This is a genomic window from Paracoccus sp. DMF (assembly GCF_004407025.1).
Taxonomy (GTDB): domain Bacteria; phylum Pseudomonadota; class Alphaproteobacteria; order Rhodobacterales; family Rhodobacteraceae; genus Paracoccus; species Paracoccus aminovorans_B.
On the sequence record NZ_SOKV02000063.1, the window covers coordinates 1 to 14,621 of the forward strand.

The 14,621-nt window shown below is 68.4% G+C and carries 15 protein-coding genes; 13 read left to right on the top strand and 2 right to left on the bottom strand.

Going from position 1 to position 14,621, the window contains the following annotated elements; translation table 11 throughout:
* The 4 genes from E3D03_RS18780 to E3D03_RS18795 all read left to right on the top strand — a co-directional run.
* A partial coding sequence (locus E3D03_RS18780; RefSeq protein WP_263568215.1) for a DUF2793 domain-containing protein occupies positions 1-835 on the top strand: 835 nt, incomplete at its 5' end.
* A 12-nt stretch (positions 836-847) separates the two neighbouring features.
* Positions 848-1,138: a DUF6127 family protein gene (locus E3D03_RS18785; protein ID WP_246448863.1), complete on the top strand. Its 291-nt coding sequence runs from the start codon at positions 848-850 to the stop codon at positions 1,136-1,138.
* Positions 1,139-1,209: 71 nt separating this feature from the next.
* Positions 1,210-1,884, top strand: coding sequence for a YcbK family protein (locus E3D03_RS18790; protein ID WP_318013778.1), 675 nt, complete (start codon positions 1,210-1,212; stop codon positions 1,882-1,884).
* Complete coding sequence (locus E3D03_RS18795; RefSeq protein WP_263568217.1) at positions 1,881-2,138, top strand: hypothetical protein; 258 nt, start codon at positions 1,881-1,883, stop codon at positions 2,136-2,138. The genes E3D03_RS18790 and E3D03_RS18795 overlap by 4 nt, the downstream gene beginning before the upstream one ends.
* Positions 2,139-2,317: 179 nt before the next feature.
* Here the strand turns inward: E3D03_RS18795 and E3D03_RS18805 are convergent, their stop codons facing one another.
* Both E3D03_RS18805 and E3D03_RS18810 read right to left on the bottom strand, forming a co-directional pair.
* Positions 2,318-3,676, bottom strand: coding sequence for an ATP-binding protein (locus E3D03_RS18805; protein ID WP_263568219.1), 1,359 nt, complete (start codon positions 3,674-3,676; stop codon positions 2,318-2,320).
* Positions 3,673-4,332 carry a response regulator transcription factor gene (locus tag E3D03_RS18810; protein WP_263568220.1) on the bottom strand — a complete coding sequence of 220 codons (660 nt, stop codon included), beginning with the start codon at positions 4,330-4,332 and terminating at the stop codon, positions 3,673-3,675. Before E3D03_RS18810 ends, E3D03_RS18805 begins: the two co-directional genes overlap by 4 nt.
* A 143-nt stretch (positions 4,333-4,475) precedes the next feature.
* Between E3D03_RS18810 and E3D03_RS18815 the strand changes: the two genes are divergently transcribed.
* The 9 genes from E3D03_RS18815 to mgtA form a co-directional block, all read left to right on the top strand.
* On the top strand, positions 4,476-4,796 hold the full coding sequence (locus tag E3D03_RS18815) for a PepSY domain-containing protein (RefSeq protein ID WP_263568221.1): 321 nt from the start codon (positions 4,476-4,478) through the stop codon (positions 4,794-4,796).
* Positions 4,789-5,460, top strand: coding sequence for a cytochrome b/b6 domain-containing protein (locus E3D03_RS18820; protein ID WP_263568222.1), 672 nt, complete (start codon positions 4,789-4,791; stop codon positions 5,458-5,460). The genes E3D03_RS18815 and E3D03_RS18820 overlap by 8 nt, the downstream gene beginning before the upstream one ends.
* A 186-nt stretch (positions 5,461-5,646) precedes the next feature.
* Positions 5,647-6,015 (top strand): hypothetical protein, encoded by a 369-nt coding sequence (locus tag E3D03_RS18825; RefSeq protein WP_263568223.1) that lies wholly within the window; start codon positions 5,647-5,649, stop codon positions 6,013-6,015.
* A gap of 38 nt (positions 6,016-6,053) precedes the next feature.
* Positions 6,054-6,524 (top strand): DUF2271 domain-containing protein, encoded by a 471-nt coding sequence (locus tag E3D03_RS18830; protein WP_263568224.1) that lies wholly within the window; start codon positions 6,054-6,056, stop codon positions 6,522-6,524.
* 11 nt (positions 6,525-6,535) lie between these two features.
* Positions 6,536-8,743, top strand: a complete 2,208-nt coding sequence (locus tag E3D03_RS18835; protein ID WP_263568225.1) for a PepSY domain-containing protein — start codon at positions 6,536-6,538, stop codon at positions 8,741-8,743.
* A complete protein-coding gene (locus E3D03_RS18840) occupies positions 8,724-9,704 on the top strand; it encodes an FAD:protein FMN transferase (protein ID WP_263568226.1) in 981 nt (326 codons plus the stop codon). The genes E3D03_RS18835 and E3D03_RS18840 overlap by 20 nt, the downstream gene beginning before the upstream one ends.
* 5 nt (positions 9,705-9,709) lie before the next feature.
* Entirely contained in the window at positions 9,710-11,617 is a 1,908-nt protein-coding gene (locus tag E3D03_RS18845) for a heavy metal translocating P-type ATPase (RefSeq protein ID WP_263568227.1), read from the top strand.
* Positions 11,614-12,315: a VIT family protein gene (locus E3D03_RS18850; protein ID WP_263568228.1), complete on the top strand. Its 702-nt coding sequence runs from the start codon at positions 11,614-11,616 to the stop codon at positions 12,313-12,315. The genes E3D03_RS18845 and E3D03_RS18850 overlap by 4 nt, the downstream gene beginning before the upstream one ends.
* Before the next feature lie 45 nt (positions 12,316-12,360).
* The coding region (mgtA, locus tag E3D03_RS18855) for a magnesium-translocating P-type ATPase (RefSeq protein WP_263568229.1) at positions 12,361-14,621 on the top strand (2,261 nt) is incomplete at its 3' end.

A 14,621-nucleotide genomic window follows, 5' to 3' on the forward strand; every position in this document is an offset into this window, starting at 1 on the left:
CTGGCTGCGCCTGCCGCCGCGCACCGGCTGGCGGGCGTGGGTCGAGGACGAGGGGCTGCTGCTGGTCTACGACGGCGCGACCTGGATCGGCACCACGCCCGCGACGCTGCAGAACATGGCGCTGATCGGGCTCGGCACCACCGCGGATGCGTCGAACCCGTTCTCGGCCAAGCTGAACGCCGCGCTCTGGACCGCCAAGACGATGGCCGAAGGCGGCACGGGCGATCTGTTCTACACCATGAACAAGGAGGCCGCGGGCGACGACCTCGGGCTCACTCTGCAGACCGGCTACGTCACCAAGGCGCTGATGGGCCTCTTTGGCTCCGACCGGTTCCGCCTCGCAGTCTCCGCCGACGGCAGCACCTTCTTCGACGGGCTCAGCGTCGACAACGCCACCGGCATCGTCGACCAGCCCCGGCTGCCCCGGTTCAAGGCCTACACCAACTACGACAACTACGTCGGCGTCGGGGCCTGGACGAAGATCGGCCTGAACAACACCGACTACAACGATCAGGGGGCCTTCGACGCCGCGAACAACCGGTTCGTGGCCCCCGTCGACGGCACCTACCTCTTCGGCGCGACGCTGCTCTACAAGATCAACGCCAGCGCCACGGCTCGAATGCGTGGGCGGCTGGTGCTGAACGGCACCACGGAAATCCGCGGCTCCCTCGGCGAAATCTCCGCCACCCACGTCTCGCTCGCCACCGCGATCTGGCTTCAGACCATGGTGCCGCTCACCGCGGGCGACACCGTCGAGCTGCAGGGGTATTTCCGGGTCGCGGATGGCTACTTCGCCGCCGACCACACGTCCTTCTGGGGCACGAAAATCGGCTGAGGGAGGCGCGCCATGGCACCCCAAAGACCCGAGGACGGTTTCGTCCGCATGCCGGAGCACGAGTTCGAGGCGATCCTGGCGCGCGCCGCCGAAGTAGGTGCGAAGCGTGCGCTGGCCGATGTCGGGCTGGAAGGCGACGAGGCCGCGCTCGATATCCGCGACCTGCGCTCGTTGGTGGACTGCATCCGGATCGTGCGCCGGACGGCGATACAGACCGCCGTCCGCATGATCACCACTGGCGTCATGCTGGCGCTGCTCGCGGGCATCGCCATCAAGCTCAAGATCTTCGGTGGCAGCCCGTAGCGGCGTCCATGCCCATCCATCAGGCCAACCGCACCCGCCTCAAGGCGGGTTTTTCAATTCTGGAGGACAACATGACCACGACCTTTCACCGCCATTGGCGCGACGTGCCGGAGAGCGCCTGGCGCTGGCCCAACTTTTCGCCCGCTGAGATCGCCTGCCGGGGCACCGGCAAGCTGCTGATCAACGCGCCCGCGCTCGACAAGCTGCAGGCGCTGCGTGACCGGCTGGGCAAGCCGCTGATCGTCCGCTCCGCCTATCGCAGCCCAGAGCACAACCGCGCCGTGGGCGGCGCGACCCGATCGAAGCACCTCGACGGCGCCGCCTTCGACATCGCCATGGCGAACCACGACCCGGTGGCGTTCGAGGCGGCAGCGCGCGCGGTCGGGTTCCTCGGCTTCGGCTTCTACCCGCGCTCCGGCTTCATCCATGTCGATCTCGGACCGGCGCGACTGTGGGGCGAGCGGTTCCCGGTACGGGCGACGGCATTTGCAACGGAGACGCCGCCCGCGCGCGAGGCGCTGGCTGACAGCCGCACCATGAAGGGTGGGGGCGCGGCCGGAGTGGCGACGCTGGGTGCCGCGGGTGTCGAGGTGGCGCAGAGCGTCCTCGCCGAGACCCAGACCGCGATCCTGCCGCTGGTGCCGTATCTCGATGCGCTCCGCTGGGTGTTCATCGCCGTGGCGCTGGGTGGCATCGCGGTCACGATCTACGCCCGGCTCGATGACTGGCGCCGGGGGCGGCGGTGATCGGCGGGCTCCTCGCCACGCTCGCCGGATCGGCATGGGCGCGTACGGCGCTCCGCTACGGCGTCATCGCACTCGCGATCCTTCTGTTCCTGCTTTTCCTGCGCCGCTCCGGCGCGCGCGCCGGCCGGCTGGTCGAACGGCTCGAGACCATGGAGAAAACCCATGACGCACAGAGACGGATGCTCGAGGCGGCCGCGCGTCGCCCTCGTTCTCGCGACGATCTGGCTGAGCGGCTGCGCGACAGTCAGTTCTGACGTCGGCGGACACGGGGCATGTCCGCCGGTCGTCGAATACAGCAGGGAGTTTCAGGCGCAGGCAGCCGACGAACTGGCTCTCCTGCCGGAGGGCTCGGCGGTCGCGGACATGATGGCCGATTATGCCGTGATGCGGGACCAAGCGCGGGTTTGCTGATGTTCCGGCACCCCGTCTCCTGCTACGCGTCGCGCCTCGCAGTGGTGTCCGGGACTTCGGTTGGCAACCTGATCGACGCCTGGAAACCGGATGATGCACCCGGACGTGGCGACTCCAGAACGAGCGAGCTGCCGATCCGGCCGGCAATGGCGGCGACGATGGCGAGGCCGAGCCCACTACCGTCGGCATTCGCGTTCGCCCTTTCGAAGCGCGCCGTGAGGCGGTCGAGCGTGTCGCGTGGCAGGACCGGGCCGTCGTTCGCGACAGACAGCAGCCCGTCCGCGGTCAACGTGACGTCGACCGTCGTGTTTTCGGCTCCGTGCCGGAGCGCGTTTTCCACGAGGTTGCGGCACAGGATGGCGAAGGCGTCGGGGTCGATGTCGGACATGACGGCTGTACTCGGCAGCGTCAGCGCGATGCGGTCCTTCGTGCTGGCGCGCTCAAGATCGTCCACCATCACGCGGGCGACCGCCCTCAGGTCCCCGCTCCGGTCCATCCGCAGCCGCCCTCCTTCGGCCCGCGCAAGCTGCATGAGGCGTTCGGAAAGCCGGGTCAGGCGCTTGAGCGTCGCCTCGATCTCGGCGGCACGCGCTTCGGTGGCCGGCTCCTGCGTCTCCGCCCTCAGCCGCTGCGCCTGAGCGATTGCGCCGGCCAACGGCGTTCTCAACTCGTGGGCCGCGTTCGCAGCAAAGCTGCGCTCGGCCTCGAACGCCTCGCGCAAGCGGGCCAGAAGGCCGTTGAGCGTGTTGGCCAGTGGACCAATCTCCGTCGGCAGATCGTTGGCAGGAACCTCCGACAGGTCGCGGGCGCCGCGCGCCTCCAGCCGAGCACGGAACCGGCGCAGCGGATCGAGGCTGAAGCGAACGGCAAGAATGATCGCCGCCAGCGCGATCGGCAGCACAATGAGCAGCGGCAGGCCGAGGCCCATCTGGATCTCACGCGCGACCGACGCGCGATGGGCCAGCGGCTCGGCCACGATGATCCGGATCGTGTCCTGAAGCGCTGCGTCGCTGTAGAACCGGTGGGTGGCGGTCTGACGGAACCCGGGTCCGTTCCAGGGCGGGAATACCGCCGCGTCGGCCGCGTGGGATTGCAGCAGAATGCGCCCCTCGGCATCCCGCACGAGGTAAGTGAAGAACTCGTCGTGCTCCCGGATGGGCGCGAGCCGTTGCGTCACGCCCTGATCTTCCCGGCCGACGATGTCGGTCACCGCAAGCGGCAGGATCCGTTCCGCAGTCTCCCGCAGGGCGCTGTCGAAGACCTCGTCCAGCTCGCCCCGGACGATCACGGCCGTCACCGTCGCCGCGAGCAGCCACAGCACCGTAAGCGCCAGGCCGAGCGACAGGCCGAGTCGGCCCTGAAGGCTCGCGGGCCATCTCATGGACGGCCCAGCCTGTAGCCCATGCCGCGCTCGGTCTCGATGACCGACGTCCCCAGCTTCTTGCGCAGGCGGCTTACATGGACCTCGATGGTGTTGCTCTCCACCTCCGCGTCGAAGGCGTAAAGCTTCTCCTCCAGCTGAGCCTTGGACAGGAGTTGACCGGGACGTGCGAGGAAGGCTTCGAACAGCGCCCATTCCCTTGCGGTCAGTTGCACCGGCTTGCCGTCGCGATGAACGCTCCGGGCGGCGAGATCGATTTCCAGGGGCCCGTGGGTGACGATGGGGTTCGGGTTGCCGCTGTAGCGTCGAGCGACAGACCCGATCCGCGCGGACAACTCAGCGAGATCGAAGGGCTTCACGAGATAGTCGTCGGCGCCCGCGTTCAGCCCCTCGATCCGATCCGACACCTGGTCGAGCGCGGTCAGGATGATGACCGGGGTCACGTCTCCGCGCGCGCGCAGGCTCTTCAGGAAGCCGAACCCGCGACCGTCCGGCAGCATCAGGTCGAGCAGGATCAGGTCGTAGGACGCGGATTTCACAGCGTCGCCGGCCGCATCGAGGCGCATCACCCAATCGACCGACTGCCCATCGGCCGCGATCTGGTCGCGCACCGCCGCGCCAAGCACCGTGTCGTCCTCGATCAGCAGGATGCGCATGCTTGTTCCCGTCCTCTTCCGATGACCTCCATGATCCGTCTGGCTGACACGAAGCTGAAGAGGCGCGGTACGTCCCTTCAGGCTGCCGTCAGCTTCGCCGCGCATGAATTTCGTCAAGATGGCCGCATCGAGGAGTTTGGCCTATGAAGAAGACATTGACAATTCTCGGCTTTCTCGCGGTTTTCCCGGCCGGAGTCGCGCTGGCGGACGACGACTGCTTCGTGCCGATGGCCGACTGGCAGCCGCGCGACGCCGTCGCCCGGTTGGCCGAGGAAAACGGCTGGACGGTGCGCCGGATTAAGATCGACGACGGCTGCTACGAGATCGACGGCCGCGACGCCGAGGGGCGCCGGATCGAGGTGACCGTTCATCCGGCGACGCTCCAGGTGATCGAATTCGAATACGAGGACCAGGACGACGACGATCGCCCCCGCCGGGATCGCGAAGGAGGCGACGATGGCTGACGCAATCTCACACCAGGCGCCAGAGATGAACACGGCGCCGAGCAGCAAGGTCCGTGTCTGGGATCCGCTGGTCCGGGTTTTCCATTGGGGTCTGGTCGCGGCCTTCGCGACCGCATGGCTGACTGCGGACGAGCTGCAACCTGTCCACGAGGTCGCAGGCTACACCGTCGCCGGACTTGTGGCCTTCCGGCTGGTCTGGGGCCTCGTCGGCAGTCGCTACGCGCGCTTCGCCCAGTTCCTGAAAGGCCCCGGCGAGACGCTGGCCTATCTCGGGGACATGACCCGCGGACGCGAGCGGCGCTACCTCGGTCACAACCCGGCGGGCGCGGCGATGGTTGTGGCGCTGCTGGTCACGCTGTCCGGGACGGCCTTCACCGGCTGGCTCATGGAGGACGAAGCCCGTCTTGCCATGCTGCCGTCCATGCCCGCCACCGTGGCGCCCGCCTGGGCCGACGACGATGGTGACGAGCACGAATACGGCGCGCGGGGCGAGGTCGAGGGCCCACTGAAGGAGGTCCACGAGACGCTTGCCAACCTGATGCTGCTGCTCGCCGCGCTGCATGTGGGCGGCGTCGTGCTGGCCTCTTTCCGGCACCACGAGAACCTGGCGCGCGCCATGGTGACAGGCGACACGCGCGGCCCCGGTCACGGCGACATCGCCTGACGGCACCCATACCCAAGGCCGACCGTCCCTTCGGCCCCGCCTGTCCTCGCCCTCACAGGCGACCTCTTTTTTCGTCCGAAGCCGCTCTCTTCCTGACGGCAAGCTGAAGCGGGAAACGCTGCCGCGTCAGGAAGCCCTCAGGTCGCGTCTCCAGATTGTCCTCAGCAGACGAAAGGAGACCCTGCCATGAAAAAGACCCCGACACTTCTGGTCGCGTCCACGGCGCTGACCGCCGCGATCGGCGTCCCCGCCTGGAGCGCGATGCAAGCCCCGGCCGATAGCGTCCTTCGGCCCATCGCCGCGCTCTTCGATGACTCATCGCAAGCCATGCCGCTCGTTCTCGCAAGCGACGATGACGACGACGACGACCGCTGGCGGAACGGTTCGCGTCGCGGACACGACGACGAAGACGACGATGACGATGATTGCGACGACGATGATGACGACGACGATTGTCGGGGCGGCGCACGCAATCCCGCGCCCGCTGGCACGGTCGCCCCGCCGCAGAACGGTCTCTTCGGGAACGGCGCACCTCCGCAGGTTCAGGTGAACTGAACCGCTCTCGAGCCCCTCTCCGAACAAGGATCAAGCCGATGAAATCGCTTCTCGCAACGCTCGCGCTTACGACGGCGCTGACGCTTCCCGGCCTCGCCATGGCGCGGCCGGTGACCCTGACCACGACCCTCAACAATTATGGCGGCGACGGGGCCTACCTCGCGCTCTACGTCACCGACGCCTCGGGCGCCTATGTTGGCAGCCTGTGGATGGCCGGCGGCAAGTCCAAGTACTACGAGCACCTTAGCGACTGGTACCGCGCCACGGGCGGCGACACCGCGCAGATCAACGGCATCACCGGCGCCAGCGTCGGCGCGGGCCGCACGCTCGAGATCACGCTCGACGTGGCCGACGCGCTCTTCGACGCGGGCTACACGCTCCACATCGACGCGGCCGTCGAGGACATGCGCGACAGCCCGAACGAGGTGGCCGTCCCGCTCACGACCGATGGCGCGGGCACGCCGGTGCAGGGCCGCCGCTACATCGCCAGCTTCGCCTACAAGATGTGAGGAGCGAGGCCATGATCCGTGCACTCCATCGCTGGCCGGGTCTTCTGGCCCTCGCGCTCGTCACGATCCTCGCGCTGAGTGGGGCGGCGCTGTCGGTCTTCCCTGCGGCCGAACGGCTTGCCGCCCCGCAGGCGGAGACCGGGCTCACGGTCGCCGCCCTCGCGGACCGCATCCAGGCAGTCTATCCGGGCGTCGAGCAGATCCGCCGATCACCCTCGGGCCGGATCACCGCCTACTGGTTCGACCAGGGCGCGCCGGGCGCCGCCGTGATCGACCCGGCGACGGGTGAGGGCGTGGCCTCGGGCGACCCGAACCAGGCCGAACGGTGGCTGACCAACCTGCACCGGTCGCTGTTCCTCGGGGATGGCGGCCGCATCGCAATGGCTGCAGGGGCTGTAGCCATGCTGGTCCTCTCGCTCTCCGGCACCGCGCTTGTCGTGCGGCGGGCGGGCGGCTGGCGGCACTGGTTCGCGCGCTTGCGTGGTCCGCTCGCAGGCAGGCTGCACGTCGAGATCGCCCGGATCGCCGTCGTCGGCCTCGTTCTGTCCTCCACGACCGCCCTCTGGATGACGGCATCTACCTTCGATCTCCTGCCGGATGGAGGCGTCATAGCGGTCGCCCCGACCGAAGTCAGTGGAGAGACGGGGTTCGCGCCGGACGAGATGCCCACGCTTCGGCAGACGCCCGTCGCCGAACTGCGCGAGCTGAGCTTTCCCTATCCCGGCGACCCGACGGACGTGTTCACGCTCAAGACGGACCGGGGAACCGGATACCTCGATCAGGGCGACGGGGCCCTCCTGGCCTGGGCCGACCTGACGGGATGGGAGCGCCTGTCGGAGACCATCTACATGCTGCACACCGGACAGGGTGCGGCGACGCTTGGCCTCGTGCTCGGGCTCATGGCGCTCGGCGTACCCTCAATGGGCGCGACCGGCGTCCTGGTCTGGCTCGCCGGGCGACGCGGTCGGCCGCGCATCCGGGGCAACCAGTCCGCGGGGCGCGCCGAGACGGTCCTGCTTGTCGGGAGCGAGGGCGGCAGCACCTGGGGCTTTGCCGCGACGCTGCACGCCGCGCTGACGCAAGCCGGGCAGAGTGTCCATGTCGGCCCCATGTCGGGCTTCGCCCCGGACCGCTACACCAACGCCCAGCGGATCATCCTGCTCGCCGCGACCTATGGCGACGGGGCGGCGCCGGCCTCGGCGAAGGGCTTCCTCGACCGGTTGAACGCCCTCGACGGGGCGCCGGATATTCCCATGGCTGTGCTTGGTTTCGGAGATCGGAGTTTTCCGGCCTATAGCGCCTTTGCCAAGGACGTTGCGGTAGCAGCGCAAGCGAGGGGCTGGCCGGAGCTTCTGCCGCTCGACACCATCGACCGCCAGTCCCCGCAGGATTTCGCCCGCTGGGGTCGTGCGCTTGGAGACGTGCTCGGCATTGCGCTGGAATTGTCGCACCAGCCCGTCCTGCCCACCACCGAGACGCTGACCCTTGTCTCGCGCCGCGACTACGGCGCCGAGGTGCAGGCCCCGACCGCCATCCTCCGCTTCACCCTGCCGCGCGCCTCGCTCTGGCAACGGTTGCTCCGGGGCGGGTTCGCCCGGTTCCAGGCGGGCGACCTGATCGGCATTCTGCCCGAAGGCGGGTCCGTCCCGCGGCTTTATTCGCTCGCCTCTGGGCACCGCAACGGCTTCATCGAAATCGTGGTCAAGAAGCACCCCGGCGGCCTCTGCTCAGGCCAGCTCACGGCGCTCGAGCCGGGCGAGACGGTGGCCGCCTTCCTCCGCCGCAACCCGGGTTTCCGTCCGGGCCGGAGCCGTGGGCCGCTGATCCTGATCGGCGCAGGAACTGGCGTCGGGCCGCTCGCGGGCATTGTCCGCGGCAACGCAAGCCGCAGGCCCGTCCACCTATTCTTCGGCATGCGCCATCCCGACAGCGACTTCTTCTACGGCGAGGAGCTGGCGACATGGCAGGACGAGGGGCGTCTGAGCCGCCTTGTCACGTCCGTCTCACGCGGGGCGCGTCCCCACTACGTGCAGGACGCGCTGCGCGGCGAGGCCACTCAGGTCGCAGAACTCATCCGCAACGGCGCGCGGGTGATGGTGTGCGGCGGGCGCGACATGGCGGCCGGCGTGGCCGATGCGCTCGCCGAGATCCTCGCGCCGACCGGGCTGACACCGGCAGTTCTGAAGGCGGAGGGACGGTATGTCGAAGATGTCTACTGAGAGCGCGCGGATCGCCCTGAACGGGCCGACCATGGGCACGCGCTGGTCGGCGGTGTTCTTCGTAGGGCCCGGTCTCGACCCGGCGCCGATCCGCGCGGCGTTGCAGGCGGCCGTGGACGAAGTGGACGGACAGATGTCGACCTGGAAGCCAGACAGCGACCTGATGCGGTTCAACGCGGCGCCGGTGGGCGAATGGATCGCGGTTCCCGCGCGACTGCGCGAGGTCCTGCGCCTCGGCCTCGAAATCGGCCGCGCCTCTGACGGAGCCTTCGACGTCGGCATGGGCGACGCAGTGACGGCCTGGGGCTTCGGGCCTGAGGCCGCAGCGCCGGATGGCATCCGCGCCGCGATGAAAAACCCGCGCCGCCCGGCGCACGAAGTTCTGGCGTTCGATGGCAACCACTTGCGCAAGGCTGAGCCCGTTACACTCGACCTGAACGGCATTGCCAAAGGCTATGGCGTCGACCGGCTCGCCGAGACCCTGCGCGATCATGGGATTTCCGACGGACTCGTCGGGATCGATGGCGAGATGCGCGCGATGGGCCTCAGGCCGGACGGCGAGGCCTGGACCATCGCAGTCGAGGCGCCGGACGCAGAGCGCCGGACGCCGCATTCGATCCTCGCGCTTCAGGATGCCGCCGTCGCCACCTCCGGCGATTATCGCCACTGGGTCGAGGTTCAGGGACGACGCCTGTCGCACACGATGGACCCGAGTCGCGGTGCGCCGCTGATCGCGTCGCCGGCTTCCGTCACCGTTGTGGCTCGAACCTGTACCGAGGCCGATGCCTGGGCGACGGCCCTTATGGTGCTTGGCCCGGACAAAGGCGCGACGCTCGCAAGACGAAGCGGGCTCGACGCCCTGTTCCTCTTGCGCGATGATGATGCCAGCGCAAGGGGCGTGGGAGTCGGACAACTATTTTCCGAAGAGCCACCGGCAATCGCCTCAGCCGAGGGGAGATAGGCCGCATGGAGACGACACGGACTGACCGCTTCAAGACCGCTATCCTGCTCATTGCCGCAACCGGCCTGATTGCGGGACTTGCGTTCTACTTTTCCGGCCGACCCAACGCCGCGAACCTGATCTGGATCGCCGGCGTCGTTCCCGCGCTCGCCGCGCTCGTGGTCGAGATCCTGCGCAGCCTGCGCTCCGGCGAGGTGGGCCTCGATATCGTCGCGGCGCTGTCGATGTCGGCGGCGCTCGTCTTCGGCGAGACCCTCGCCGCGGCGGTCGTCGCGGTGATGTACTCGGGCGGCACCTTCCTCGAAGCCTTCGCCGAAGGCCGCGCCCGGCGCGAGATGCATGACCTTCTCTCCCGCGTGCCCCGAACGGCGACCCGGCACCGCAATGGCGGGCTGGAGGAGGTCCCGCTCGACCACATCGCGCCCGGCGACCGCCTCCTGATCCGTCAGGGCGACGTGGTGCCGGTGGACGGCACGGTGGTCTCCGGGGCGGCCTTCGTCGACACCTCGGCGCTGACGGGCGAGTCCCTTCCGGTGCGACTCGCGCTCGGTGCCGACGCCATGAGTGGCTCGACCAATGCGGGCGAAGCCTTCGACCTGACGGCGACGAGAGAAGCCAAGGACAGCACCTATGCCGGGATCGTCCGGCTGGTGGAAGAAGCGCAAGCATCGAAGGCGCCGATGTCGCGGCTAGCCGACCGTTGGTCCCTGGGGTTTCTGGCGGTCACGGTCAGCATTGCCTTCGCTGCTTGGTGGTTCACCGGCGACCCGATCCGGGCCGTCGCCGTGCTCGTCGTCGCCACGCCCTGTCCGCTGATCCTTGCCGTGCCGGTTGCGCTCGTCGCCGGTCTGTCGCGGGCGACGCATTTCGGGGTGCTGATCAAGGGTGCGGGACCGCTGGAGACGATGGCGCGTATCCGAACGCTGATCCTCGACAAGACCGGCACGCTGACGGACGGCCGGCCGCAGATCGTCTCGATCGACAGCCACGACGGCATGGCGGAGGACGACATCCTGCGCCTTGCCGCTGCGCTCGACCAGGCGTCCAAGCACCCCGTGGCACAGGCCATCGTCGCCGCCGCGAAGGAGCGGGGCTTCGCTCTGTCCGTTCCGTCCGACGTGGCGGAGATCCCGGGTGAAGGCGTCGTGGGCCATGTCGAGGGTCGCAAGGTGATCGTCGGTGGCGACGGCTTCGTGGCCGCGCGCGTGGGGCGCCAGCCGGGCGATCATTCCGCCATTGCCGCCGGTTCGGTCCTCGTCGCCGTCGCCGTCGACGGGCAAATGGCAGGGCACCTCGTGATGTCCGATCCGCTGCGCGAGGGTGCGGGCGCCATGCTCGACGGTCTACGCCGCGAGGGCATCGTGCGTATCCTGCTCGCCACCGGCGACCGCGCGGACGTGGCTGAGCGCGTGACCGAGGGGCTTGGCCTTGACGGGTTGCGCGCCGGGCTGACGCCCGATCAGAAGGTCCTGCTTGTGCTGACGGAACGCAAGAATGGCCCTGTGATGATGGTGGGCGACGGCGTCAACGACGCACCGGCTCTCGCGGCGGCCGATGTGGGTGTCGCGATGGGCGCACGCGGGGCCGCAGCATCGGCGGAGGCGGCGGACGTCGTGCTGCTCGTCGACCGTATCGACCGGCTCGGGCCAGGGATCGAGATCGCGCGCGGCGCGCGGCGCATCGCCGTCGAAAGCGTCGTCGCCGGGATCGGCCTGTCGGTTATGGGCATGATCGCGGCGGCTTTCGGCTATCTCACTCCGGTGCAGGGGGCGCTACTGCAGGAGGTCATCGACGTTGCAGTGATCCTGAACGCCCTCCGTGCGCTGCGCATCGCGCCCCATGAACCCACCACTCCGAAACCAAAGGCTGTCTCCTCCGCGCAGGACGACATCGCGCAAGGAGCCACGCCATGAGCCGCCTCTCGCATTCCGAAATCCACATGGTGCATCGCATCGGCTGGCTGCGGGCCGCCGTTCTCGGCGCCAACGACGGGCTCGTCTCGACCGCGAGCCTCGTGGTCGGCGTCGCCGCAGCGGGATCAGGAAAGCCGGAGGTGCTGATCGCGGGGCTGGCTGGCCTCGTGGCCGGGGCGATGTCCATGGCCGCAGGCGAATACGTCTCGGTCAGTTCCCAGACTGATGCGGAACAAGCCGATCTTGCCCGCGAAACCCGCGAGCTGGCGGAAACGCCTGAGGCAGAGCTCGAGGAGCTCACCCGGATCTACGTAGACCGGGGGCTGGATCGCGGCCTGGCGGAAAAGGTGGCCCACCAGCTGACCGAACGCGACGCGCTCGGATCGCATGCCCGCGACGAACTCGGCATCTCCGAGACCGTGACGGCACGCCCGATCCAGGCGGCGCTGGTCTCGGCTCTCACATTCGCCGTGGGTGCAGTCGTTCCGCTGATCGTCGTTCTATTGGCGCCCGAAACGTCGATCGCGCTGTTCGTGGCGGCATCGACGATCGTCGGCCTCGCGGTCCTCGGCGGTCTGGGCGCCTCCGCCGGCGGCGCCGGTGTCGTTCGGGGCGCTGCGCGGGTGACCCTCTGGGGCGCACTCGCGATGGCCTTCACCGCCAGTATCGGCGCGCTGTTCGGAGCGGTCGTGGGATGACGTGGACGTGCCACCATGTCCGGCGGCCGGGGCTCGAGGTCTCGAATGACCGATCTGAAGCGTGACGCCAGCTACTGGAGCCGCAGCGCGGCAGATCTCGCGACCGAGATCGGCGGCGGGCCCGGCGGCCTTACCTCGGAGCGGGCTGCCGCGCAGCTGGCGGCAGTGGGCCCGAATAGCGTCGAGGACGCCCCTCGTCTGAGTGCGCTTCGGCTTCTTGTGCGTCAATTCGAAAGTCCGCTCGCCCTCATTCTCGTCTTCGCAGCGTCAGTATCGCTCGCACTTCAGCAATGGGTGGACGCGGGGATTATCCTCTCGATTGTATTGGGAAGCTCGCTGCTGAGCTTTTTTCAGGAGTACCGCGCCTCTTCGGCGGTGGCCGCGCTGAAGCAACGTCTCGCCCTGACCGCCCGTGTCCTGCGCGCCGGGACCGAACGAGCGGCGCCTGTGAAGGAGATCGTGCCGGGCGACGTCATCCTCCTGTCGGCGGGCAACCTCATCCCCGCTGACGGCCTCGTGCTCGAAGCTCAGGATTTCCTCGTAACCGAGGCGAGCATGACCGGTGAGTCGTTTCCGGTGGAGAAGCGGCCCGGAGCCGTCGCCGCCAATGCAGCCCTCCCGGAGCGAACAAACACGGTCTTTCTCGGCGCTTCGGTACGCAGCGGGACAGCCAAGGTGCTCGTCGTCCGGACAGGCCATCGAACTGAATTCGGCGCCATCGCGGAACGGCTTCGCGCGCGCCCGGAGGAGACCGACTTCGCGCGCGGCGTGCGGCAGTTCGGTTACCTGCTGATCAGGGTCATGGTCGTCATCGTCCTGTTCGTCCTGGCAGTGAACGTCGCACTCGACCGGCCAGTGGTGGAATCACTCCTGTTCGCCGCGGCGCTGGCGGTCGGCTTGTCGCCGGAACTGCTGCCGGCGATCATCAGTGTGACCCTGTCGGCCGGGGCTCGGGCGATGGCCAGGAGGGGCGTCATCGTGCGCCGCCTCGACGCAATCGAGAACCTCGGCAGCATGACGATCCTCTGCACCGACAAGACCGGAACACTGACCGAAGGGACGATCGTCCTGAACGAAGCGCTCGACGCCGGCGGAGCCCGATCTGAAGAGGTGCTGCGACTAGCCTGCCTCAACGCCGCCTTCGAGACGGGTATCGCCAACCCGCTCGACGCCGCGCTGGTGGCGGCGGGCGTGGAGGGCGGGCTGTCGACCGAGGGCTACGCCAAGATCGACGAGATCCCATACGACTTCGTGCGCCGCCGGCTCACAATCGTCGTCGTCGGGCGCGACGCCAACCGACGCGAGATGATCACCAAAGGCGCCTTCGCCGAGGTGTTGGCGGCCTGCGCGTTCGTGCGGGGCCGGGACAGGGACCTGACGCTCGACGACGCGGCGCGCGCGAGGCTGCAGGCGACGTTCGAGGAACGCAGCTCGGACGGTTTCCGTGTTCTGGCTGTTGCGACGCGCAGCTTCCCGCCGAAGCCCGACTACGACCGCGACGACGAAGCGGACATGACCTTCCAGGGCTTCCTGGTGTTTCAGGATCCGCCCAAGGCGGACGCCGCCCGGACCATCGGCGATCTCTCGCGGCTCGGCATCGGCATCAAGGTGATCAGCGGCGACAACCGGTTCGTCGCAGCGCACGTCGCCCGGAGTGTCGGGCTCAATGCGAAAGCGATGTTGACCGGCGAGGAGATCGTCGCGATGCGCGACGAGGCGCTGTGGCACGCGGCGCGGCGAACAGACCTCTTCGTCGAGATCGACCCGCAGCAGAAGGAGCGCATCGTGCGCGCCTTGCAGCGGACCGGCCATTCGGTCGGCTATCTCGGCGACGGCATCAATGATGCCCCCGCCCTCCACGCCGCCGATGTCGGCATCTCGGTGGCCGAGGCGGTGGACGTGGCGCGCGACAGCGCCGACATCATCCTGACGAGCCGCGACCTCGAGGTGCTGCGTGAAGGCGTGGAGGGCGGCCGCCGGACTTTTGCCAACACATTGAAATACATTTCGATCACCACGAGCGCGAATTTTGGCAACATGATCAGCATGGCGCTGGCGTCGCCCCTCCTGCCGTTCCTGCCGCTGGCAGCCAAGCAGATCCTGCTGAACAACTTCCTCTCGGACCTGCCCTCGATCGCCATCTCGAGCGATAACGTCGATCCCGAGCGCGTGGCCGCGCCGCAGCGCTGGAACGTGAAGGACATCCGGCGCTTCATGGTCGTCTTCGGCCTTGTCAGCTCGGTCTTCGATCTGCTGACCTTCGGAGTGCTCCTTGAACCGCGCCGGGTTTGCCGGAGGCTGATTTT